Origin of the sequence: Mycolicibacter terrae (assembly GCF_010727125.1) — a bacterium.
Taxonomy (GTDB): Bacteria; Actinomycetota; Actinomycetes; order Mycobacteriales; family Mycobacteriaceae; genus Mycobacterium; species Mycobacterium terrae.
Window position 1 is genome coordinate 2,746,072 of sequence record NZ_AP022564.1, and the last position, 21,277, is coordinate 2,767,348.

The window sequence follows — 21,277 nt, forward strand, 5'->3', positions numbered from 1 at the left end:
GCCCCCTACACCGACACCGGCGTGTCTGCGGCCGCTACGTCCTGCAGCGGGGGCACCCTGGTCGCCCGCACGTAGACGGTGTCGCCTTCGGCCAGGGCCAGCGCCTCGGCGTCACCGCGGGTGATCTGCGCGGTGAAAGGCACCTTGGTGGCGCCGTTGGTCAGCTCCACGCGCACCTCGAAGCCCAATGCCACCACCCGGTCGACCACCGCACGCACCACCGCGGACACCTCGGCGTCACCCGCGCCTCCCGCTGCTGCCACCGCCATCTCCGGGGTGCGGCCCACCCGGATGTCATGCGGGCGCACCAGGGCACCGTTGAGCGACGAGACCGCCCCCAGGAACGACATGACGAATGCGTTCGCCGGGGCGTCGTAGACCTCGGTCGGGCTGCCGAGCTGCTCGATGCGGCCCTGGTTGAGCACGGCGATCCGGTCCGCGACGTCCAGCGCCTCGGCCTGGTCGTGGGTGACCAACACCGTGGTGACGTTCACCTCGTCATGCAGCCGGCGCAGCCAGGCCCGTAGATCCTCCCGAACCTTCGCATCCAGGGCGCCGAACGGCTCGTCGAGCAGCAGCACCTGCGGATCCACCGCCAGCGCTCGCGCCAACGCCATCCGCTGCCGCTGCCCGCCGGAGAGCTGGTTGGGGTAGCGGGTCTGAAAACCGCTGAGCCCCACCACTTCCAGCAGGTTGTCAACCTTCTCCTTGACCTCGGACTTGGGCCGCTTGCGGATCTTGAGCCCGAACGCCACGTTGTCCCGCACCGTCATGTGCTTGAACGCCGCGTAGTGCTGGAACACGAATCCGATGCCTCGCCGCTGCGGCGGGATCCCGGTCACGTCGACGCCGTTGATGGTGACGGTCCCGCTGTCGGGGTGGTCCAGGCCGGCGATCGCCCGCAGCAGCGTCGACTTGCCCGAGCCGCTGGGGCCGAGCAGCGCGGTCAGTGATCCGGACGGCACCGCGAAGTCGACGTTGTCCAATGCGACGAAGTCTCCGTAGCGCTTGTTCGCCCCCCGCACCGTGATTGCGTTGCTCATCTGTTTACCTTTCCGGCCCGGCGCATATCGAGCACCACCTGAACGATCAACACCAGTACCGACACCGTCATCAGCAGTGTGGACAGGGCGTAGGCGCCGTATTCGGCACCGCGGTTGTAACGGTCGGACACCAGCAGCGTCAGCGTCTGGGACGTGCCGGGCAGGTTCGACGACACGATCAACACCGCGCCGTACTCGCCGAGGGTGCGCGCCACGGTCAGCACGATCCCGTACGTCAGCCCCCACCGGATCGAGGGCAGCGTGATCCGCCAGAACGTCTGCCACCAACTCGAACCCAGCGTCGCCGCCGCCTCCTCCATGTCGGTGCCCAATTCGTGCAGCACCGGTTCGACTTCCCGGATCACGAACGGCAGGGTGACGAAGATGCTGGCCAGCACGATGCCCGGCAGGCCGAAGATGATCTTGAGGCCCCAGTCGTTCTCCACGAAGCCCAGCAACCCGGCCGACCCCCACAGCACGATCAGCGCGACACCGACGACCACCGGCGACACCGCGAACGGCAGGTCGATGATCGCCTGCAGTGCCCCCTTGCCACGGAACCTGTTGCGGGCCAATACCAATGCGGTCGGAATGCCGAAGATGACGTTCAGCGGCACCACGATCGCCACCACCAGCAGCGACAACTGCAACGCCGAGATCGCCGCCGGGGTGGAAATGTAGGCGAAGAACTGCCCGAATCCGGGCGCGAAGCTGCGCCACAGGATCAACGACACCGGAACGATCAGCAGCAGCCCGACGTAGACCAGCGCCACGAACCGGAGCAGGTAGCGGACTTTCCGTGACGGACTCATGTCGACCGCTCCTGCCGCTTGGTCACCCGCGCACCCAGCACTCGCAGCACCAACAGCACCAGGAAGGAAACAGCGAGCAGTACAAGGGATATCGCCGCGGCGCCGGTGCGGTCGTCGTTCTCGATCAAGGTGCGGATCCACTGGGAGGACACCTCGGTCTTGCCGGGCACGGCCCCGCCGATCAGCACCACCGAGCCGAACTCGCCGATCGCCCGGGAGAACGCCAGCCCCGCCCCGGTCAGCAGCGCCGGCGTGAGCGACGGCAGGACCACGGTGCGAAAGATCGTCGCGCCGGAGGCGCCCAGCGAGGCCGCGGCCTCCTCGACCTCCCGGTCGATCTCCAGCAGCACCGGTTGCACGGCCCGCACCACGAACGGCAGCGTGACGAACGCCAGGGCCAGGCCGACGCCCCAGGCGGTGTGCTGCAGGTGCAGCTGCACCGGACTGGCCGGGCCGTACAGCGCCAGCATCACCAGACTGGCGACGATGGTGGGCAACGCGAACGGCAGGTCGATGATCACGTCGACGAAGCGCTTGCCGACGAAGTCGTCACGCACCAGCACCCAGGCGATCAGCAGTCCGAACACCAGGTTGACCACGGTGACGCCGGCCGCGATCGTCAACGTCACCCGGAAGGACTCCAGCGCGGAGTGCGAGGTGACCGCCAGCCGAAACGCCTGCCAGCCACCGCCGGCGGACTGCCAGGCGATCGCCGCCAGCGGTGCCAGCACGATCAGCGACAGCCATATCACCGCCGCACCCACCCGCAGCGAGACGCCTTCCCGCCGGAACCCGTTGCGCACCGGTTGCCCGCCCTCGCCGGGCCGGGTCGCCTCGGTGACCACGATCGCCGTCATCCGGTGACCCGGGTGTAGATCTTGGTGATGGTGCCGCTCTCCTTGTCGAACAGGCCGGTGTCGGCGACGTCCCAGCCCCCGAGATCGGCGATCGTCCAGAGCTTGTCCGGCGCCGGGAACTCCTCGCCGAACTCGGCCGCGACGGCCGGGTCGGCCGGACGGAAACCGGCCTGCGCCCACAGGCGTTGCGCAACCGTCGTGTACTGGAAGTTCTTGAACGCGGTGACGGTGTCGAGGTGCCTGCTGGAGGTCACCACCGCCAACGGGTTCTCGATTTTGAAGGTCTGCAACGGGTTCACGTGCTCCACCGCCTTGCCCTTGCGCTCGACGGCGATCGCCTCGTTCTCGTAACTGATCAGCACGTCGCCGCTGCCCTGCAGGAACACGTCGGTGGCCTCCCGCCCGGAGCCCGGGCGCAGCTTGACGTGGTCGCTGACCAGTTTGTCGACGAAGTCCAGGCCGGCCTGCGGGTCCTTGCCGCCCGCACTCTTGACGGCGTAGGGAGCCAGCAGGTTCCACTTGGCCGATCCCGAGCTCAGCGGGCTGGGGGTGATCACCTCGACGCCGGGCGCCAACAGGTCGTCCCAGTCCTTGATGTGCTTGGGATTGCCCTGCCGCACCACCAGGGTCACCACCGAACCGAACGGGATGCCCTTGGTGACGTCGGCGTTCCAGTCCTCAGCCACCTTGCCGGCCTTGACCAGGCGGGTGATGTCGGGTTCCACCGAGAAGTTCACGATGTCGGCGGGTTTGCCGTTGGCGACACCGCGGGACTGGTCCCCCGAGGCGCCGTAGGACGTGACGACCTGCACGTCAGCACCTTCCTCGGTGCCGTAGAAAGCCGGGATCACCTTGCTCCAGCCGGGTTCGGGAACCGCGTAGGCCACCAGCGTCAGTGTGGTGTGCGCGTCGGACCGCTCGGCACCACCGACCACGTCGCTGGGCCCGCCGCCGCAGCCGGCGATCAGACAGACGGCCAGCGCCAGGGCGCCGCCGCGTGTGACGGTGTGAAGCATTGATGACCTTTCAGTGCGGGCTGAGGGAATTCGGTCCCGTCACTTCGCAGAGATGGTTGCCCAATGGGTGACATTCCGGGCATTAGGACACCAAAGCGTCGACGGAGCGGGTGTTCAGCGACAACAGTGCACGTCGGCCACAGCGCAAGTACCAACGGCAATGAGGGCCAAGACGTGGCACTCTCCATTACCGGACGCTGCGAGCATGCCGGGAAGCGTAACAGAACCCCGCGGTTCAGCGGGTCTCGACGGAGGAGAGCCGAAGCTGGAACCGCGGCATGAACCCCGCGGTTCAGCGAGGCTCGACGGAGGAGAGCCGAAGCTGGAACCGCGGCATGAACCCAGCGGTTCAGCGGGTCAGCGGGTCAGCAGCCAGCTGACGATCACCAGCACGATCAGACCGACCAGAATCAACGTCACCTGCGAGCGCGGCATCAGCGCGGCCCGCCATCGTGGTGCCGGACACGTTCCAGCACCCGGATTCCTTGTCCCAATGCCGCGTCCAGCACCACCGCCAGGCCATAGGCCAGCGCCAGCACCACCGGCATCACCACCGCGGTCTGGACCACGAAACCGAGCCCGGACAGCCAGAGCTCAACGCCATCCCACCAGCTCAGGAAGCCAACCATCCCGCCCACTGTAGCGGTGATCGCAGGCGCGGCGAAGCCGGGCGAACGGGGGCGCCGCCATCGGCTCGAGCGGGCCGCCGGCGGAAACCACAAAGCGGCGGGTCAGGTGGACGTGCGGCAGGCCGCCAGAGATGATGTCGGAATGGTCCTGCACACCCCGCCGGGCGATGCACCCGACAAGACCGCTCCGGCAGTCGCCGGGAAAACCTCGGACGGCCGTGTCGCCGCCAAGGCGACCCGCCACTGTCGGCCACCGCGCCGGTGCCCTATTCGGCGGCGCCAGGTCAGGTGCGCAACTCGTTTCCGCCGATCGCCGACTACGCGTTCCTGTCCGACTGTGAGACCAACTGCCTGATCTCGGCGGCCGGCTCGGTGGAGTGGATGTGCGTGCCGCGGCCCGACTCCCCCAGCGTGTTCGGCTCGATCCTGGACCGCGGCGCCGGGCATTTTCGGCTCGGGCCCTACGGGGTCGCGGTGCCCGCGGCGCGGCGCTACCTGCCCGGCAGTCCGATCATGGAGACCACCTGGCAGACCCACACCGGCTGGCTGATCGTGCGGGATGCGCTGGTGATGGGCAAGTGGCACGACATCGAAACCCGGTCGCAGACTCATCGGCGTACCCCGATGGACTGGGACGCCGAGCACATCCTGCTGCGCACGGTGCGCTGCGTCAGCGGCACGGTCGAGTTGACCATGAGCTGCGAGCCGGCGTTCGACTACCACCGCACCAGCGCCACCTGGGAGTACTCGGCCAACGCCTACGGTGAGGCGATCGCGCGGGCCCGGCAGAACCCCGACGCCCACCCGACGTTGCGGTTGACGACCAATCTGCGGCTGGGCCTGGAAGGCCGGGAGGCGCGGGCCCGCACCCGGCTGACCGAGGGCGACGACGTCTTCGTGGCGTTGAGCTGGTCCAAACACCCTGCGCCGCAGACCTACGCCGAAGCCGCCGACAAGATGTGGAACACCACCGAGTGCTGGCGGCAGTGGATCAACATCGGCAATTTCCCCGACCACCCGTGGCGGGTCTATCTACAGCGCAGCGCACTGACCCTGAAGGGGCTGACCTATTCGCCTACCGGCGCCCTGCTGGCAGCGGCTACCACGTCGCTGCCGGAAACCCCTCAAGGCGAACGTAATTGGGATTACCGCTACGCCTGGGTGCGGGATTCGACATTCGCGCTGTGGGGGCTCTACACGCTCGGGCTGGACCGCGAGGCCGACGACTTCTTCTCCTTCATCGCCGACGTATCCGGTGCCAACAACGGCCAGCAGCGCCCGCTGCAGGTGATGTACGGCGTCGGCGGGGAACACGAACTCGCCGAAGAGGAACTGGAACACCTGTCCGGCTACGACAACGCCCACCCGGTGCGGATCGGCAACGGCGCCTACAACCAGCGTCAGCACGACATCTGGGGCACCATGCTGGACTCGGTCTACCTGCACGCCAAGTCCCGTGAGCAGATCCCCGAAACCCTGTGGCCGGTGCTCAAGCGTCAGGTGGAGGAGGCGATCGCGCACTGGCGCGAGCCCGATCGCGGCATCTGGGAGGTGCGCGGCGAACCGCAGCACTTCACCTCGTCGAAGGTGATGTGCTGGGTGGCGCTGGACCGCGGCTCCAAGCTGGCCGAGTTGCAGGGCGAGGTGTCCTACGCCCGGCAGTGGCGGGTGATCGCCGAGGAGATCAAGGCAGATGTGCTGGCCAACGGGGTGGATTCCCGCGGTGTGCTGACCCAGAGCTACGGCAGCGATGCACTGGACGCCTCGCTGCTGCTGGTGGTGCTGACCCGGTTCCTGCCGGCCGACGATCCGCGGGTACGCGCCACCGTGATGGCGATCGCCGAAGAACTCACCGAGGACGGTCTGGTGCTGCGCTACCGGACCGAGGAGACCGACGACGGCTTGTCCGGCACCGAGGGCTCGTTCACCATCTGCTCGTTCTGGCTGGTCTCGGCGCTGGTGGAGATCGGTGAGGTCAGCCAGGCCAAGCATCTGTGCGAGCGGCTGTTGTCGTTCGCCAGCCCGCTGCACCTCTACGCCGAGGAGATCGAGCCCCGCACCGGTCGGCACCTGGGCAACTTCCCGCAGGCGTTCACCCACCTGGCGCTGATCAACGCCGTCGTGCACGTGATCCGCGCCGAGGAGGAGGCCGACTCCACCGGGGGATTCCAGCCCGCGAACGCACCCAATTAGCGCTCGCTGCGTCAGCCGGGTCAGCCGGGTCAGCCGCTGAGAACGCGGACCTTGTCCAGCATCGCCCGCGCCAGGTCGGCGGCGGTGGTGTCCCCGGGCGGTGGGGCGTCGGCATGGTCGTCCTCGCCGGCGAACCAGAACACGTCGACGTCGACGAGGCAGTTCACCCGCGCCGCCACCGCCCGCGTCACCCGCAGGCCCACCTCGCCGCCCACGGTGGTGCGCACGGTGGCGGTGAGCACCCCGTCGGCAGTGGAGACGTCGATGATTTCGCCGCTGGCATCGCCGCTGTCCTCACCGGAACGGACCACCGTGACCCCGTCGCAGTGGCCCCACTGCTGCGAGAACTTCTCGAAGAGCGCCTCGGCGTCGGCGGCGGTGGCCAGTGCGATCACGGCCTCGCCCACCCCCGTCAGCGGCGAATCGTCGGGAGCGGAGGTGCTGTCCCAGAACTCGTGGGCGACATCCTGTGCACCGGCGGAGCCGTAAACCGATTTCTGGCCGCCCACCGCGGCGCCGACGCAGTCTTCCGGCTCCGCTTCGTCCCAGGCGTCGGGCAGGTCGTCGACGCCGCCGAACCGCGGCGGCAGAGACGGGTCACTGCGGAAGCCCTGGCCGACGATCTTCGACAGCTCGGCGTCGTCGAGCAACACCTGCCGAACTGCCATCCCGGCGACCGGTGTGGGGGCCAATCCCGGTGCGGGCCTGACGGTTCCGCTGACCACCGTGGTGCACCCGCTGGCCAGCAGCATCAGCGCCGCCGCAGCTGCCGCGGTTCTGCCTGCCCGGGCGGCCACTATTTCTTGGTTCTTTCCCCGGTGGACCCGCCGCCATCGGTGGACAGTGCCGCAACGAACGCCTCCTGCGGCACGTCGACGCGGCCGATGGTCTTCATCCGCTTCTTGCCCTCCTTCTGCTTTTCCAGCAGCTTGCGCTTACGGGTGATGTCACCGCCGTAGCACTTGGACAGAACGTCTTTGCGGATGGCCCGAATGTTCTCGCGGGCAATGATTTTCGAGCCGATCGCAGCCTGCACCGGCACCTCGAACTGCTGACGCGGGATCAGTTCCTTGAGTTTGGTGGTCATCTTGTTGCCGTAGGCCGCCGCGGAATCCTTGTGCACGATCGCACTGAAGGCGTCCACCGCCTCGCCCTGCAACAGGATGTCGACCTTGACCAGGTCGGCCTCCTGCTCGCCGGCCTCCTCGTAGTCCAGGCTGGCGTAGCCGCGGGTGCGCGACTTCAGCGAATCGAAGAAGTCGAAGATGATCTCGCCCAACGGCATCGTGTAGCGCAGCTCGACGCGTTCCGGCGAGAGGTAGTCCATACCGCCGAGTTCGCCGCGCCGCGACTGGCACAGTTCCATGATGGTGCCGACGAACTCGCTGGGAGCGATGATGGTGGTCTTGACGACGGGTTCGAAGACCGAGCGGATCTTGCCTTCCGGCCAGTCCGACGGGTTGGTGACGATCAGGCCTTCGTCGGCCGCGCCTTCCTTGCCCTCTCTGATCACCCGGTAGACGACGTTGGGCGAAGTGGAGATCAGGTCCAGGTCGAATTCGCGTTCGAGGCGTTCCCGGGTGATCTCCATGTGCAGCAGACCCAGGAAGCCGCAGCGGAATCCGAAGCCCAGTGCCACCGAGGTTTCCGGCTCGTAGGTCAGGGCGGCATCGTTGAGCTGCAGCTTGTCCAGGGCGTCACGCAGGTTCGGGTAGTCCGAGCCGTCCACCGGGTACAGCCCGGAGTAGACCATCGGCTTGGGTTCGCGGTAGCCGGTGAGCGCCTCGGTGGCGCCGGCCCGCGCGGTGGTGACGGTGTCGCCGACCTTGGATTGGCGCACGTCCTTCACCCCGGTGATCAGGTAACCCACCTCGCCGACGCCAAGTCCCTTGGAGGCCTTGGGTTCCGGGGACACGATGCCGACTTCGAGCAGCTCGTGGGTGGCGCCGGTGGACATCATCGCGATCTTCTCGCGCGGGGTGATCCTGCCGTCGACGACGCGGACATAGGTGACCACGCCGCGGTAGATGTCATAGACGGAGTCGAAGATCATCGCCCTGGTGGGCGCGTCGGCGTCGCCGGTGGGCGCTGGCACCTGTTTGACGACTTCGTCGAGCAACTCGGCCACACCCTCGCCGGTCTTGCCGGACACCTTCAGCACATCACCGGGTTCGCAACCGATGATGTGGGCCAGCTCGGCGGCGTAGCGCTCCGGATCGGCGGCGGGCAGGTCGATCTTGTTGAGCACCGGGATGACGGTCAGGTCGCGATCCAGTGCCAGGTACAGGTTGGCCAGGGTCTGGGCCTCGATGCCCTGGGCGGCGTCGACCAGCAGGATGGCGCCTTCACAGGCCTCCAGTGCCCGGGACACCTCGTAGGTGAAGTCGACGTGGCCGGGGGTGTCGATCAGGTGCAGCACATACTGCTCACCGTTCGCCGTCCAGGGCAGCCGGACGTTCTGGGCCTTGATGGTGATGCCGCGCTCCCGCTCGATGTCCATCCGGTCCAGGTACTGGGCGCGCATCGAGCGATCGTCGACGACGCCGGTGAGCTGCAGCATCCGGTCGGCCAGGGTGGATTTGCCGTGGTCGATGTGGGCGATGATGCAGAAGTTCCGTATCTGCGCCGGCGCGGTGAAGGTCTGGTCGGCGAAACTGCTGATGGGAATCTCCTGGTGAGCGGGTGGTGCGGGGGTGCCTGCCTACTGTCTAGTCAGGGTAGCGAGGCGACGGCTGCAAAACGAAACCCCCGGAGGCGCACCTCCGGGGGTTTGCGTGTCGAACGACGATCAGACGTCGAGTGCGCCGGCCCCGAAGTACCCGCCCAGGTCGGCCACGCCCGCGTTGAAGAAGTTGGTGAAGTCCTCGAAGAACCCGTCCCCGGCCAGCCCGGCTGCGATCCCGCTACCCGAGCCGATCAGGAAGTTGCCGGCATCCTCGGCGGCAATCTCGCCGCCGCCGGTCATCAGCGCGTAGAGCATCACGTTGCTGGCGTCGGCGAACTGCGTGACCGCGCCGTTGAACAGGCTGTAGGCACCCGGGTCGCCGGACATCTCGGTTTCCCAGTTCACGCCGAACAGCAGCGCCGCGAACGCAGTGTTGTCGTGCAGGTCCTCAGGGGAGATGGTGCTGAACGACTGCGGGTTTTCCAGCGTCGGCTCGCCGACGGTGATCACGTTGGGGTCGACAGCCGCCAGCGTGGCCGCGTTCCCGAAGAGCCAGTTCATCGACTGGACCTCGCCTAACAAGATGCTGCTGAAGTCGGGGGGCTCCGCGGCCGCCAGCGGCGCCAACGCGAATGCCGCACCCGCAGCCAAGCTCCCCACCACGCCGATCTTGCGAATGCTCATAGCCATATGCCTTTCACGATGTCCACCGGCGGATTGCCACCACCGGATGCTCCCCCAGCACCGTCCGCTGCAAAGCTCATTAAATCTAACAGCTACCTGTGATTGAGCACAACGGTTTGCTCAGTTGAGTATCAGTTGGCGAATTTCTTGCCAGAATTTTCCCAGCTAGGCGAGATCAACAGGACACATCGCGTGTCTCTTAGTGAGCCTAAGCTAGGGCGTCACATCGGCGAGGGTGAACATGCCGAACAGGTCGGACCAGGCGGCCTGCATCAGGTCGCCCTGCAGGGCGCCCAGGGCTTCCTGGAAACCGCTGGCGCTGGTCAAGATGTCCGAGTCCGGTGCCAGGAGTTGCAAATCGCTGAAGAGAGCGGAGTCCGGATCGATCCCCGCGCCGCTGAGGTTGTCGAAGAGGCTCGCTGCGATCGCCGCCTCGTAACCGCCGTCCCCCAGGGTCTGGTTCAGCCCCAGCAAATGGTCCAACTGAGCCTGCATGAGCGCCTGACCGACCAGGTCCGCCTCGGTGAACCGGGAGAACGCGCCGTTGAAGAGGCTGTCCGCCGGATCGGCAGAGTCCCCCGGGAAGAGCAGCGTGTCGTCCGGCAGGCCCAGGCCACCGTTGGTCGTCGGTTCCAGTGCCCAGGAGTAGATGCTCTGCTGTAACGCGACATCTTGGTTGAACAGGCTGTCGTTCTGTTCCACCTGCGCGCCGATCAGGGCAGTGTGGGCGTCGCCGGCGGCGCTGACCAGCGTCACATCGCGCTGGGCGGCCCGGTCGGCATGTTCGGATATCCCGACCACGCTGACAGCGGCCGCGGACAGTCCGGTCAGAATCGCAACGCCGAGGGCGACCCCGCGTCGAACGCTGTTGCGATCCTCCATGTCTCCACTTCCCTTGGGGCGGACAACCCCCGCAGCGGCGAAAACTCCGCCGCGCCAACATCTCGCCGCTCACGAGTCTCTGCTATGAGATGTAATCAATAACGCTACGCCGATACACCGCTGGGGACAATGCAAGCGGCACATGTGTTTTCAGACAGGCTCGGCGACTTCGTCCAGGTTCCTACCCGGCTTCGCCTATGCTGCGATCATGGCTTCCTCGCGGAAGACCCCCTGGCAGACGGTGCAGCGATTCGCGGAGAACCTGGTGTTCAACGAAGCCCCACGGTTCATCCGCCAACTCGAGCAGGCACCGCTGGTGCAGCAGCGCATCCAGCGGGGCATCGAGCAGGGCATCAGGATCGGACTGGACGTGCTCAGCGGCGCGGTGTCGGACCCGGCACCGGCGATCCCGGCCGGCCGGCCGGTCACCAATAGCAGCGTCCCCACCGCGCACCGCGCGCGTCGCCTCGCCTACGCCCCCGACCTCAACGGCAGAGCCGACCCGGGCGAGATCGTCTGGACCTGGGTGGCCTACGAGGACGATCCGGGCCAAGGCAAGGACCGGCCGGTATTGGTCGTCGGACGCGACCGCACCATGCTGCTGGGACTGATGTTGTCCAGCCAGCCGCGGCACGCCGACGACGCGAACTGGCTGGGGATCGGCGCGGGCAGCTGGGATGAAGCGCACCGGCTCAGTTGGGTCCGCCTGGACCGGGTGCTCGACGTGCCCGAGGAGTCGATCCGACGCGAGGGCGCCATCCTGGAACGCAGGGCGTTCGATGTGGTGGCCGCCCGGCTGCGCAGCGACTACGCCTGGAGTTGAGCCCTGCCCGAGGGCGGCGACTTATCCCTGGCTGATGTAGGAGCGAAGCTGCGCCTGCTCGGCCTGCAGCTCCTCCATCCGCGACTTGACCACGTCGCCGATGCTGACGATCCCGGCCAGCCGGCCGTCCTCGAGCACCGGTATGTGGCGCGCCCGGTGCTCGGTCATGAGCATGCTGACCTCATCGGCGGTGTCGGATTTGGTGCACGTCGCGACCACCGTGGTCATGATCGCCGATACCGGCCGGGCCAGCAGGCTGGCGCCGTGGACGTGCAACTGGCGTACCACGTCACGCTCGGAGGCCACCCCCTCCAGGCCGTCGGGGCCGATCACCACCATGGCCCCGATGTTGTGCTCGGCCAGACCGGCCAGCAACTCCATGACGGTGGCATCCGGATGGATGGTCACCACCGCCGCGCCCTTGTTCCGCAATACATCCGCGATCCGCATTCAAGCCTCCCGCCGCAGTGATCTGCTTCACACCAGGCTAGGCCATTTTTTCCGGCCCGGGGCGGCGATGTTGGAAACTCTGTCGATCGCCGAGCGCGGGACGCACATCTGTGGCATATGTGACGTCATGACGATCGAGATCACCCTGCTGGGCACCGGAAGTCCGATTCCCGACCCGAACCGCGCCGGACCGTCGACCCTGATCCGGGCCGGTGGCCAGGCGCTGCTGGTGGACTGCGGGCGGGGGGTGTTACAGCGGATGGCAGCCGCCGGCGCATCCGCCAACACGCTGTCGGCGCTGCTGCTCACCCATCTGCACAGTGACCACATCGCCGACCTCGGCGACCTGCTGATCACCCGGTGGGTCACCACGTTCACACCCGACCCCACACCACTGCCGATCATCGGCCCGCCGGGAACCGCGGATGTCGTCGAGGCGACGCTGCGAGCCTTCGGGCACGACATCGGTTACCGGATCGCCCACCACGCAGACCTGACCACACCGCCTCCGGTTGAGGTCCGCGAGCACACCACCGGCCAAGTTTGGGATCGCGACGGCATGCAGATCACCGTGGCGCCCACCGACCATCGGCCGGTGACGCCCACGATCGGGTTCCGGGTCGAATACACCGACGGGTCCGGGACCGCCTCGGTGGTGCTGGCCGGGGACACCGTGCCCTGTGACAGTCTCGACGCGTTGGCCGCCGGAGCCGGTGCGCTGGTGCACACCGTGATCCGCAAGGACCTCATCGCCGCGCTCCCCCAGCAGCGGATCCGCGACATCTGCGACTACCACTCCTCGGTGGCCGAGGCCGCCGCGACCGCCCGGCGCGCCGGGGTCGACACGCTGGTGCTGACCCATTACGTGCCCGCCATCGCACCCGGGCAGGAAGAGCAGTGGCGTGCGCTGGCCGCCGCGGAGTTCGACGGGCCGATCGAACTCGGCGACGACCTGCACCGGGTCGAGGTGGTCGCGGAAGGCTGAGCTGGGGCCGCGGCTGAGCCGAGTTGGGGAGATGACAACCCAGCTGGTAATCTGAACAGCCGTTGCCCCCACGTCGGGAGGCGAACCCAACTCAAGCTTTTAAGAAGGAACTACTCCGTGGCCAACATCAAGTCGCAGGTGAAGCGCAACCGGACCAACGAGCGCGCCCGGCTGCGCAACCAGTCGGTGAAGTCGGCGGTGCGCACCGCGATCCGCTCCTTCCGGGAGGCCGCCGAGGCCGGCGACAAGGAGAAGGCCGGCGAGCTGCTGGTGACGACCAGCCGCAAGCTCGACAAGGCCGCGAGCAAGGGCGTGATCCACAAGAACCAGGCCGCCAACAAGAAGTCGGCGCTGGCGCAGACCCTCAACAAGCTCTGACCCGGCGGGTCACCCCGCGAACGCAGGCCCCTGATTCCACCCGGAACAGGGGCCTTCGTGCTGCCGTGGCCGCTCTAGCGCGCGGCCAGCTCGGCGACTTGGCGGACCGCGGTCTCCAGCGCGTAGTCGGCGTCGGCCGCGGCGCCCTTGACGTCAGCGTTCAGACCGGCCACCAGCCGCACCGCGGCGGCCACGGACTCCCGCGACCAGTACCGGGACTGTTTCTGCGCCTTCTGCACCCGCCACGGCGGCATACCCAATTCGCCGGCCAGCCGGTAGGGGTCACCTGACTTGGGGCCGACCCGCGCGATGGTGTGGATCGCCTCGGCCAGCGCGTCGGCCAGCACCACGTGCGGTTCGCCGCGGATCATCGCCCAGCGCAGCGCCTCGGTGGCGCCTTCGACATCGCCGACGACGGCCCGATCGGCGACATCGAACCCCTTCACCTCGGCTTTCCCACTGTGGTAGCGGCGCACCGCAAGCGCGTCGACATGGCCGCCGGTGTCGGCGACCAGCTGCGAGCAGGCCGAGGCCAACTCACGGATGTCGGAGCCCACCGCATCGAGCAGCGCGGTGACGCAGGCGTCGTCGACCCGCACCTTGAGCCGGCGGAACTCGCCACGAACGAAGTCGGCGCGTTCGGTGGGCTTGGTGATACGGGCGCACTGGTGCACCTGGGCGCCGAGTTCGCGCAGCTGCCCGGCCAGTGCCTTGGCTCGCCCGGCGCCGGAGTGCACCACCACCAGCACGGTGCCCGCCGGGACATCGGCGGCCGTCGACCCGATCAGGGTCACGGCATCTTTACCGGCCTCGCCGGCGGCTTCCAGAACCACCACACGTTCGTCGGCGAACAGCGACGGACTCAGCAGCTCGGCGAGCTCACCCGCCTCGACTTCGCCGGCCCGCAACCGGTCCACCGGAATGTCGGTGCTGCCGGCCTGCACCCGTACCGCCGCCAGCACCTGCGCGACGGCCCGCTCGACCAGCAGTTCCTCGTCACCGAGGATCAGATGCAGCGGCGAAACCGGTTGGCTCACCCGCCAATCGTGTCACGCAGCCCCGACACCCGCCCAGCCGGTCAACGCCTCCGAGACCGACCAGGCCAGCAGGCACAGCGCCAGCGCGGCCAGCATCCACCGACAACAGCGCCATCGCCAACAGACCACGACCAGTACCGCAGCGGCGCCCACGCCGAACACCCCGGCCGCCCCCACGGGCACCGGCACGGTGGCAACGGGAACCCCGCCGCTGAAGTGCGCGACGCGGCACACCCACCACAGTTCGGGCCCGGTGAAGCGGATCAACAGTTCGGCGGCAGCCGGCCACCATCCGCACAGCACCGCGGCCGCGCTGCCCAACACGGTGATCGGCGCGACCAGCACCGCCACCGCGAGATTCGCGAGCGTGCTGACCAGGCTGAGCCGCCCGGAGATCCCGGCGATCAGCGGCGCGGTCACCAGGTTGGCGGCCCACGCCACCGCCACCGCGGCAGCCAAGGGCTCCGGCCAGCCGTGGGCCACCAGCCGCGCCGACCACACCGGCGCGATCAGCACCAGCGCCGCGGTGGCGACCACCGACAGCGCGAAGCCGACATCGACGGCCAGGTGCGGGGCCAGCGCGAGCAGCACCAACACCGCGGCGGACAGGCTCGGAATCGCCTGGCGCCGGCGCGCCGAGAGCACCCCCAGCAACGCGATCGCCCCCATCACCGCCGCCCGCAATACGCTGGCCGTCGGCTGCACGACGATCACGAACGCCGCCAACGCCAGCCCGGCCAGCATCGCCGCGGCCCGCGGCCCCACCAGTCGCGCCGAGAACAACACCGCACCGCAGACGATCGTCACGTTCGCACCCGAGACCGCCATCAGGTGCGTCAGACCCGCGGCCCGAAACTCTCGCCCGGTTGCGGCGGTGATCGCCGAGGTATCCCCCAGGACCAGGGCGGGCAGCATCCGCGCCTGCTCGCCGGGCAACACCCGCCCGGCGGCGGCGGCAAACCGGGCACGCACCTGGTGGGCGGTCCGCGCAACGAGTCCGGGCCGGCCGCGCCTGGGCTCCCCCGCGGCGGTCAGCGCCGCCACCGTCAGGTCACGCCGGGCCGGATGGGCGATGTTGGCGCGGAACGTCATCGACTGGCCGACCATCACCTCGCCGAATTCGATACCGGATGCGAAAACGACTACCCGGCCGGAGGATTCGGCGCCGTCGAGACGCTGCAGGGTGGCCCGGAACATCACCCGGCGGGTACCGGCGGGCATCGGACTCTCGCTGGGGGTGACCGTCACCGCCGCGGTACGGCCGAACTCCGCGGTGATCGGGTGGTCGATGACCGACTCGGTGCGCAGCGCAACCGCCCACCCGAACCCCGCCCCCACGGTGAACGCCGCCGCCAGAACAGCACCGCCCAGCCGCCACCCGGGCCGCCGCGCCCGCCCGCCGTACCGGCACAGCGCACCCGACAGGGCACCCAGTCCCGCACACAGCACCGCCAGCGTGCCGCCGATCTGCCACTGGATGCCCGCAGCGGTGACCAGCCAGCCGATCAGCGCGGCCGGCACCAGCCGAACATCGAGCCGGGCCGCCGGAGACGCCGCGGCCGCTGGCGGGGTCACCGTCAGACGCGGACCAGGGCACGCAGCTTCTCCAGCCGCGCCGGGCCGATTCCGTCGACATCGCCGAGTTGATCCACGTTGGTGAATTTGCCGTGGGCGTCACGCCAGGACACGATCGCGGCCGCGGTCACCGGCCCCACACCGGGCAGCGCGTCGAGCTGCTCGACGGTCGCGGTGTTGAGGTTGACCGGCTCGCCTGGCTTGGGGGCCGGCCCGGCCGCCGTGGGCGCGGTGCTGGTGTGTGGAGTCTCCGGTGCCGGCGATGTCGCGCCGACCGAGCTGCCGAATACCGGGGGGCCAGTCGACGGCGCCAGCCCGACCACGATCTGTTCGCCGTCGGCCACGGGGCGGGCCAGGTTCAACCCGATCGTGTCCGCACCGTCGAGGGCCCCGCCGGCGGCGCTGAGCGCGTCGGCGATCCGGGAACCGGGCGCCAGCGTCGCCAGCCCCGGTTTGTGCACCAACCCGACCACGCTGACCACCACCTGGTCGGCGCCGGGCGCCGGGGGCGCCGCAGCGGGTTCGTCAGCGCGCGGGCTGGCGGTCGAAACCATCTCGACCGGAGGCAGTTTGGCGCTGCGCACCGGCGCAGGCGGGTCGCGCAGCACGGTGAACACGGTGATGAGAACCGCGACCGCGGCGATCACCGCCAGGGCGACCGTCCCGGCACGCCCCGGGTCGGCCCGCACCTTGGCAAGCCAACCGGCGTCGGCGGCGTCGTCGGGCAGCCAGCGCGGCAGCAACGAATTCGGGTCGGCGTCCTCATCCGGTTCGGGTGTGGCGTTGCCGCGCTCGGGTCCGGGTAGCAGGCCGAGGCGGCGTTGCAGCCGCTCGCCGGGTGGTTCTGGTGCCATGCGCCGACGCTAGGCCGCACCCCCGGCCGCGCTGCGGGGTCGACAGCAGCCGCGGGCCGAAATTGTGGATCAACGCGCGACTGTGCAGAAGACCGCTACGGGTTCAACCACTCCCCGACGTCATGGGAGATGCCCGAGGACGGCGAGTAGCGCACCTTCGTCGCGGTGACGCCGGTGGGCAGCGCGAACACGACGCAGCCGGTGCTGGACGAACCGGCAGCGATCAGGAACCAGCCGTAGGCGAAGTCCTGGCACTCGGTCACGGTGGCGAAATCGGCCTCGTAAGTCTGGTCGTCGGAGCCGACCACCGAGACGTCGCTGTTGCTGTTGCCGACGATGGTCGCCGTTCCGGCGTTCTCGATCCGCAGCTTGGTCGCGATGTAGTTCTTACCGGGTTCGCCCCAGCCGTTCGGGACGGTGGCGGGGTCGATGACGTCGGTCAACGTCACCGCGATCTTCTGCCCGCCGATCCGCATCAGCTCCAAGGTCTGGCCGCGATGCGCGGCCGGCCGGGCGGGCGGGGTCTGCTGCGCCGAAGCCGACGGCGTGGACCGGGATTCCTCGGCTGCCTGCGCCGAACACGACACCGCACAAAAGAGCAGGACACACATTGCGACGAGCGACCGTCTCATGACCCCCAGCCTACAAACACGCACGACAGCGCCTGCGTCCACCGGCTCCGCTCGGTTTCCGGACCGGGACCGCACCCGGTGGCCGGTTCCGATTAGGGTGCATACCAACCGTGAGTTCACCCAACCAACCGGGAGGTCGACGTGAGACTGGCACTGACCGCCGAGGAGGCCGCGTTCCGCGACGAGATGCGCGCCTTCTTCACCACCGAGATCCCCGCGGACATTCGGGAACGCGGCCGGCAGGGTCACTCGATCTTTCCCGACGACATCGTCGCCACCCAGAAGATCCTCAATGCGCACGGCCTCGCGGTGCCCAACTGGCCGACCGAGTGGGGCGGCAAGGACTGGACTCTGACCCAGCACCAGATCTGGCTCGACGAAATGCAATTGGCGTCGGTGCCCGAACCGCTGACCTTCAACGCCAAGATGGTCGGCCCGGTGATTGCCGAGTTCGGCTCCCAAGCCATCAAGGAACGCTTCCTGCCGGCCACCGCCAATCTGGATATCTGGTGGTGCCAAGGGTTTTCCGAGCCGGACGCCGGCTCCGACCTGGCGTCCCTGCGCACCACGGCGGTGCGCGACGGCGACAGTTACATCGTCAACGGGCAGAAGACCTGGACCACGCTCGGACAGTACGCGGACTGGATCTTCTGCCTGGTGCGCACCGATCCGCAGGCCCCCAAGAAACAAGCCGGCATCTCGTTCCTGCTGTTCGAGGTGTCCACGCCGGGTGTCACCATGCGACCGATCAAGCTCATCGACGGCGGCTACGAGGTCAACGAGGTCTTCTTCACCGACGTGCGGGTGCCCGCCGATCAGCTGGTCGGCGAGGAGAACCACGGCTGGACCTACGCGAAATTCCTACTGGGCAACGAGCGCACCGGGATCGCCGGGGTGACCCGCACCAAGGTACGCCTCGCCGAGGTCAAGGAGCGCGCCAAGGAGCTCGGCGCACTCGATGACCCGTTGTTCGCGGCGCGGCTGGCCGAGGCCGAAAACGACTTGCTCGCACTGGAACTCACCCAGATGCGGGTGTCGAGCGACTCCGCGGACGGCAAGCCCAACCCGGCGTCATCGGTGCTCAAGCTGCGCGGCAGCCAGCTGCAGCAGGCCGTCACCGAACTGTTCGTCGAGGTCGCCGGTCCCGACGCGCTGCCGTTCGAGGCGGGCGAGGGCATCGCCTCTCCGGAGTGGGCGCAGCAAGCCGCGCCGACCTACCTGAACTACCGCAAGACATCCATCTACGGCGGGAGCAACGAGGTGCAACGCACCATCATCGCGTCCACCATTCTCGGCCTGTAGGAGGTACGACGGTCATGGACTTTCAACTCAGCGAGGAGCAGGTCCTGCTCCGCGACACCACCCGTTCGATGTTGTCGGGCTACGACACCGAGACCCGCAACCAGGTCGTCGATGCCGATCCCGGCTTCAACCCGCAGGTGTGGAAACAGCTGGCCGACACCGGGATTCTCGGTCTGGGATTCGACCCCGACGAATCCGGCCCGCTGGAGATCATGGTGGTGCTCACCGAGATCGGCCGGCGAGTGGCCCCCGAGCCCGTCGTGCACGGAGCACTGGGGCCCGGTGCGCTGATCGCCGAACACGGTGATGCCGAACAGCGCAAACTGCTCGACTCCGTCGCCGAGGGCGATCAGATCCTGGCCTTCGCCCACACCGAGCCGGGGATGCGCGGCGAGGGCGCAAAGGTGACCACCGCGGCCGTGCGGCAAGGCGATTCGTGGCTGCTCAGTGGACGCAAGAACCCGGTGTTGACCGGGGACCGTGCCGACACCCTGGTGATCAGCGCCGCCCTGCCCGACGGTGGGACCGGGCTGTTCCTGGTCGACGGGGACGCCGACGGCCTGACCCGCCGGCCCTACCGGACCTTCGACGGCCGGCGCGGCGCCCAGATCGACTTGGACAACGCCGCTGGAACCCCGCTCGGTGAGGCCACCGACGCCACCGCCGCGATCGAGCACGCGATCGTCCGCATCTCCTCGGCGTTGTGTGCCGAGGCGGTCGGTGCGATGGAAGAGGCGCTGCGGCTGACCACCGACTACCTCAAGACCCGCAAGCAGTTCGGGGTCACGCTCAACACCTTCCAGACCCTCACTCAGCGCGCCGCCGACATGTACGTCTCGCTGGAGTTGGCCCGCAGCATGAGCATGTACGCGGCCATGTCGATCGCCGACGGGAACCTCGACCCGCTGATCGCGGCACGCGCCAAGCTGCAGATCGGCCGGTCGGGCCGGCACATCGCCCAGGAGGCCGTCCAGTTGCACGGCGGGATCGGGATGACCTGGGAGTACCCGGTCGGGCACTACGCGGCCCGGCTCACCGCGATCGAGCACACCCTGGGCTCGTCGCAGGATCAGCTGCACGTGCTGATGGCCAACCTGGACGGCTACGACCTGGCCAAGCTGTAGCCGCCAGCCCGGCGAGCGTGCAGAGTTTCCCGCCCGACCGGCCTCGCCTGGGGGGACAACAGACGACTCTGCACGTTCGCGACCGGGGCTGCTCAGAAGAAGAATCCGAGCTGCGCCGGCGTATCGGTGCTGAACGCCAGATCCAGCCGGCGCACCGATTCGGGCCGGCGGCACCGCAACCGGTTCGCCGCGGCCAGCGCCGCCGCCCGGTGGGTTCCCAGGTAGAGGCTGCCCAGCACGTCGAGATCCAGTTCGGCGTCCGCGGGTGCGTCGGAGCGGGTGCACTGCGCCCGGCCGTCGCGGATCTCCAGCGCGAATCGGCCACCATCGCCGCGGAACCGGTCGGAGACCTCCAGGACCACACTCAGCTCGGCGGCGTAGCCGCGGGCCGCCAATGCGGTCGGGACATCCATCAGCCGCAGCCAGCCCTCGTCGGTGCGTGCGGTGGTGCGGGCCAACCGGGTATCGGTCAGCAGGTACGGCAGTGCATCGTCGGGGTAGGTGCCGATGACGACGGTCTGCATCAGATCCATGCCCAGCAGTGCGCGCCACAACGCGGCGTGCGCATCCGGCGTGACGGCCCGCAGCTCCGCCACCCGCACCGTCTTGGGCTTCGCCCCGTGCACCCGGTACAGGGCGTAACCGTCGGGGTGCAGCAGCGCCATCCATGCGGTGCCGCCGTCGCGGTCGCCTTCCCGGTCGGCCAGCAGATCGTCCCAGAGCGCGGTCGGGCGGATCAGCCCACCGGGGGTGCGCTGGCGGCAACGGTCGTAGATCGCGGCGAACTCGTCGCGGTGATCACCGGCCCGGACCAGCCGGACACCGCCGGGGTCGGGTGCGTCGGGGTGGAACACCGCGAACTGCCGGTCGATGGTCAGCTCCTGCTCGACGGTGGCCGGGCCGTAACCGAATCGCCCGTAGATACCGCCTTCGCTGGCGGTCAGCGCCGCCACCGGATACCCGGAGTCGGCGATGCGCCGGTGCAGTTCGACGTACATGGCGCGCAGTACGCCGCGCCGACGGTGGGTGGGCGCGACGACCACGCCGCTGATGCCGGCGGCCGGCAGCACCGCCCCGCCGGGAACCGTGAGCCGCAGGTCGAGGTAGAACGCCACCCCGATCAGCTCGCCGCCGGCGCAGGCCACCACCGCGCCGTCGGGCGGGACCAGGGTGCGAATGGCCTCGACTTGGTGCGGGTGGGTGAACGACCCGAAGCCGGCGGCCTCCAGCAGTGAGATCTGCGGCCAGTCGTCGTCATTCGCGGTCCGCACGGTCACATCGGTCACGGGCTTCGACGGTGCCACAACGGCCGGCGCACCGCAGCCGAATATGGTGT

The 21,277-nt window shown here is 68.6% G+C and carries 21 protein-coding genes and 1 pseudogene; 6 read left to right on the top strand and 16 right to left on the bottom strand.

Going from position 1 to position 21,277, the window contains the following annotated elements; translation table 11 throughout:
• Window positions 1-5 precede the first annotated feature (5 nt).
• The 6 genes and pseudogenes from G6N23_RS13125 to G6N23_RS13145 form a co-directional block, all read right to left on the bottom strand.
• A complete protein-coding gene (locus G6N23_RS13125) occupies window positions 6-1,043 on the bottom strand; it encodes a sulfate/molybdate ABC transporter ATP-binding protein (RefSeq protein ID WP_085259644.1) in 1,038 nt (345 codons plus the stop codon).
• Window positions 1,040-1,855 carry a sulfate ABC transporter permease subunit CysW gene (gene cysW / locus G6N23_RS13130; protein ID WP_085259643.1) on the bottom strand — a complete coding sequence of 272 codons (816 nt, stop codon included), beginning with the start codon at window positions 1,853-1,855 and terminating at the stop codon, window positions 1,040-1,042. The genes G6N23_RS13125 and cysW overlap by 4 nt, the downstream gene beginning before the upstream one ends.
• Window positions 1,852-2,644 (bottom strand): annotated as a pseudogene (gene cysT, locus G6N23_RS13135) (sulfate ABC transporter permease subunit CysT); the annotation flags it as partial. The gene cysW and the pseudogene cysT, both read right to left, overlap by 4 nt.
• Before the next feature lie 64 nt (window positions 2,645-2,708).
• Window positions 2,709-3,728 (bottom strand): extracellular solute-binding protein, encoded by a 1,020-nt coding sequence (locus G6N23_RS13140; RefSeq protein ID WP_085259641.1) that lies wholly within the window; start codon window positions 3,726-3,728, stop codon window positions 2,709-2,711.
• A gap of 114 nt (window positions 3,729-3,842) precedes the next feature.
• Window positions 3,843-3,935: an Ms4533A family Cys-rich leader peptide gene (locus tag G6N23_RS22705; RefSeq protein ID WP_372508950.1), complete on the bottom strand. Its 93-nt coding sequence runs from the start codon at window positions 3,933-3,935 to the stop codon at window positions 3,843-3,845.
• A 227-nt stretch (window positions 3,936-4,162) separates the two neighbouring features.
• Window positions 4,163-4,357, bottom strand: coding sequence for a hypothetical protein (locus tag G6N23_RS13145; RefSeq protein WP_085259640.1), 195 nt, complete (start codon window positions 4,355-4,357; stop codon window positions 4,163-4,165).
• Window positions 4,358-4,600: 243 nt separating this feature from the next.
• Here G6N23_RS13145 and G6N23_RS13150 point away from each other — a divergent pair, with 243 nt between their 5' ends.
• Window positions 4,601-6,550, top strand: a complete 1,950-nt coding sequence (locus G6N23_RS13150; RefSeq protein WP_163769709.1) for a glycoside hydrolase family 15 protein — start codon at window positions 4,601-4,603, stop codon at window positions 6,548-6,550.
• A 29-nt stretch (window positions 6,551-6,579) separates the two neighbouring features.
• Here G6N23_RS13150 and G6N23_RS13155 read toward each other — a convergent pair whose 3' ends face one another.
• The 4 genes from G6N23_RS13155 to G6N23_RS13170 form a co-directional block, all read right to left on the bottom strand.
• Window positions 6,580-7,347 (bottom strand): sensor domain-containing protein, encoded by a 768-nt coding sequence (locus tag G6N23_RS13155; RefSeq protein ID WP_197701540.1) that lies wholly within the window; start codon window positions 7,345-7,347, stop codon window positions 6,580-6,582.
• Window positions 7,347-9,218, bottom strand: coding sequence for a translation elongation factor 4 (gene lepA / locus G6N23_RS13160; RefSeq protein WP_085259639.1), 1,872 nt, complete (start codon window positions 9,216-9,218; stop codon window positions 7,347-7,349). The genes G6N23_RS13155 and lepA overlap by 1 nt, the downstream gene beginning before the upstream one ends.
• 120 nt (window positions 9,219-9,338) lie before the next feature.
• A complete protein-coding gene (locus G6N23_RS13165) occupies window positions 9,339-9,899 on the bottom strand; it encodes a hypothetical protein (protein ID WP_085259638.1) in 561 nt (186 codons plus the stop codon).
• Between the two features lie 213 nt (window positions 9,900-10,112).
• Complete coding sequence (locus G6N23_RS13170; RefSeq protein ID WP_085259637.1) at window positions 10,113-10,781, bottom strand: hypothetical protein; 669 nt, start codon at window positions 10,779-10,781, stop codon at window positions 10,113-10,115.
• 208 nt (window positions 10,782-10,989) lie between these two features.
• Between G6N23_RS13170 and G6N23_RS13175 the strand changes: the two genes are divergently transcribed.
• A complete protein-coding gene (locus G6N23_RS13175) occupies window positions 10,990-11,604 on the top strand; it encodes a type II toxin-antitoxin system PemK/MazF family toxin (protein ID WP_085259636.1) in 615 nt (204 codons plus the stop codon).
• A 21-nt stretch (window positions 11,605-11,625) separates the two neighbouring features.
• Here the strand turns inward: G6N23_RS13175 and G6N23_RS13180 are convergent, their stop codons facing one another.
• Window positions 11,626-12,054, bottom strand: coding sequence for a CBS domain-containing protein (locus G6N23_RS13180; RefSeq protein WP_085259635.1), 429 nt, complete (start codon window positions 12,052-12,054; stop codon window positions 11,626-11,628).
• A gap of 127 nt (window positions 12,055-12,181) precedes the next feature.
• Between G6N23_RS13180 and G6N23_RS13185 the strand changes: the two genes are divergently transcribed.
• Together G6N23_RS13185 and rpsT are read left to right on the top strand one after the other, a co-directional pair.
• Window positions 12,182-13,039 carry a ribonuclease Z gene (locus G6N23_RS13185; RefSeq protein WP_085259634.1) on the top strand — a complete coding sequence of 286 codons (858 nt, stop codon included), beginning with the start codon at window positions 12,182-12,184 and terminating at the stop codon, window positions 13,037-13,039.
• A gap of 117 nt (window positions 13,040-13,156) precedes the next feature.
• Window positions 13,157-13,417 (top strand): 30S ribosomal protein S20, encoded by a 261-nt coding sequence (rpsT, locus tag G6N23_RS13190; protein ID WP_085259633.1) that lies wholly within the window; start codon window positions 13,157-13,159, stop codon window positions 13,415-13,417.
• A 74-nt stretch (window positions 13,418-13,491) separates the two neighbouring features.
• On the opposite strand, the gene holA is transcribed toward rpsT, so the two are convergent.
• The 4 genes from holA to G6N23_RS13210 form a co-directional block, all read right to left on the bottom strand.
• Window positions 13,492-14,454, bottom strand: coding sequence for a DNA polymerase III subunit delta (gene holA / locus G6N23_RS13195; RefSeq protein WP_085259632.1), 963 nt, complete (start codon window positions 14,452-14,454; stop codon window positions 13,492-13,494).
• Between the two features lie 12 nt (window positions 14,455-14,466).
• Window positions 14,467-16,029, bottom strand: coding sequence for a ComEC/Rec2 family competence protein (locus G6N23_RS13200; RefSeq protein WP_095173800.1), 1,563 nt, complete (start codon window positions 16,027-16,029; stop codon window positions 14,467-14,469).
• 2 nt (window positions 16,030-16,031) lie between these two features.
• The gene (locus G6N23_RS13205) at window positions 16,032-16,883 is read right to left on the bottom strand and encodes a ComEA family DNA-binding protein (protein ID WP_085260297.1); all 852 of its coding nucleotides are present in this window, start codon (window positions 16,881-16,883) and stop codon (window positions 16,032-16,034) included.
• A gap of 95 nt (window positions 16,884-16,978) precedes the next feature.
• Complete coding sequence (locus tag G6N23_RS13210; protein WP_085260296.1) at window positions 16,979-17,515, bottom strand: DUF4352 domain-containing protein; 537 nt, start codon at window positions 17,513-17,515, stop codon at window positions 16,979-16,981.
• Between the two features lie 141 nt (window positions 17,516-17,656).
• On the opposite strand from G6N23_RS13210, the gene G6N23_RS13215 reads away from it, so the two are divergent.
• Together G6N23_RS13215 and G6N23_RS13220 are read left to right on the top strand one after the other, a co-directional pair.
• Entirely contained in the window at window positions 17,657-18,817 is a 1,161-nt protein-coding gene (locus G6N23_RS13215; protein ID WP_085260295.1) for an acyl-CoA dehydrogenase family protein, read from the top strand.
• A 14-nt stretch (window positions 18,818-18,831) separates the two neighbouring features.
• The gene (locus G6N23_RS13220) at window positions 18,832-19,941 is read left to right on the top strand and encodes an acyl-CoA dehydrogenase family protein (protein ID WP_085260294.1); all 1,110 of its coding nucleotides are present in this window, start codon (window positions 18,832-18,834) and stop codon (window positions 19,939-19,941) included.
• Window positions 19,942-20,033: 92 nt separating this feature from the next.
• Here G6N23_RS13220 and G6N23_RS13225 read toward each other — a convergent pair whose 3' ends face one another.
• Window positions 20,034-21,227: an enhanced intracellular survival protein Eis gene (locus tag G6N23_RS13225; protein WP_085260293.1), complete on the bottom strand. Its 1,194-nt coding sequence runs from the start codon at window positions 21,225-21,227 to the stop codon at window positions 20,034-20,036.
• Window positions 21,228-21,277 lie beyond the last annotated feature (50 nt).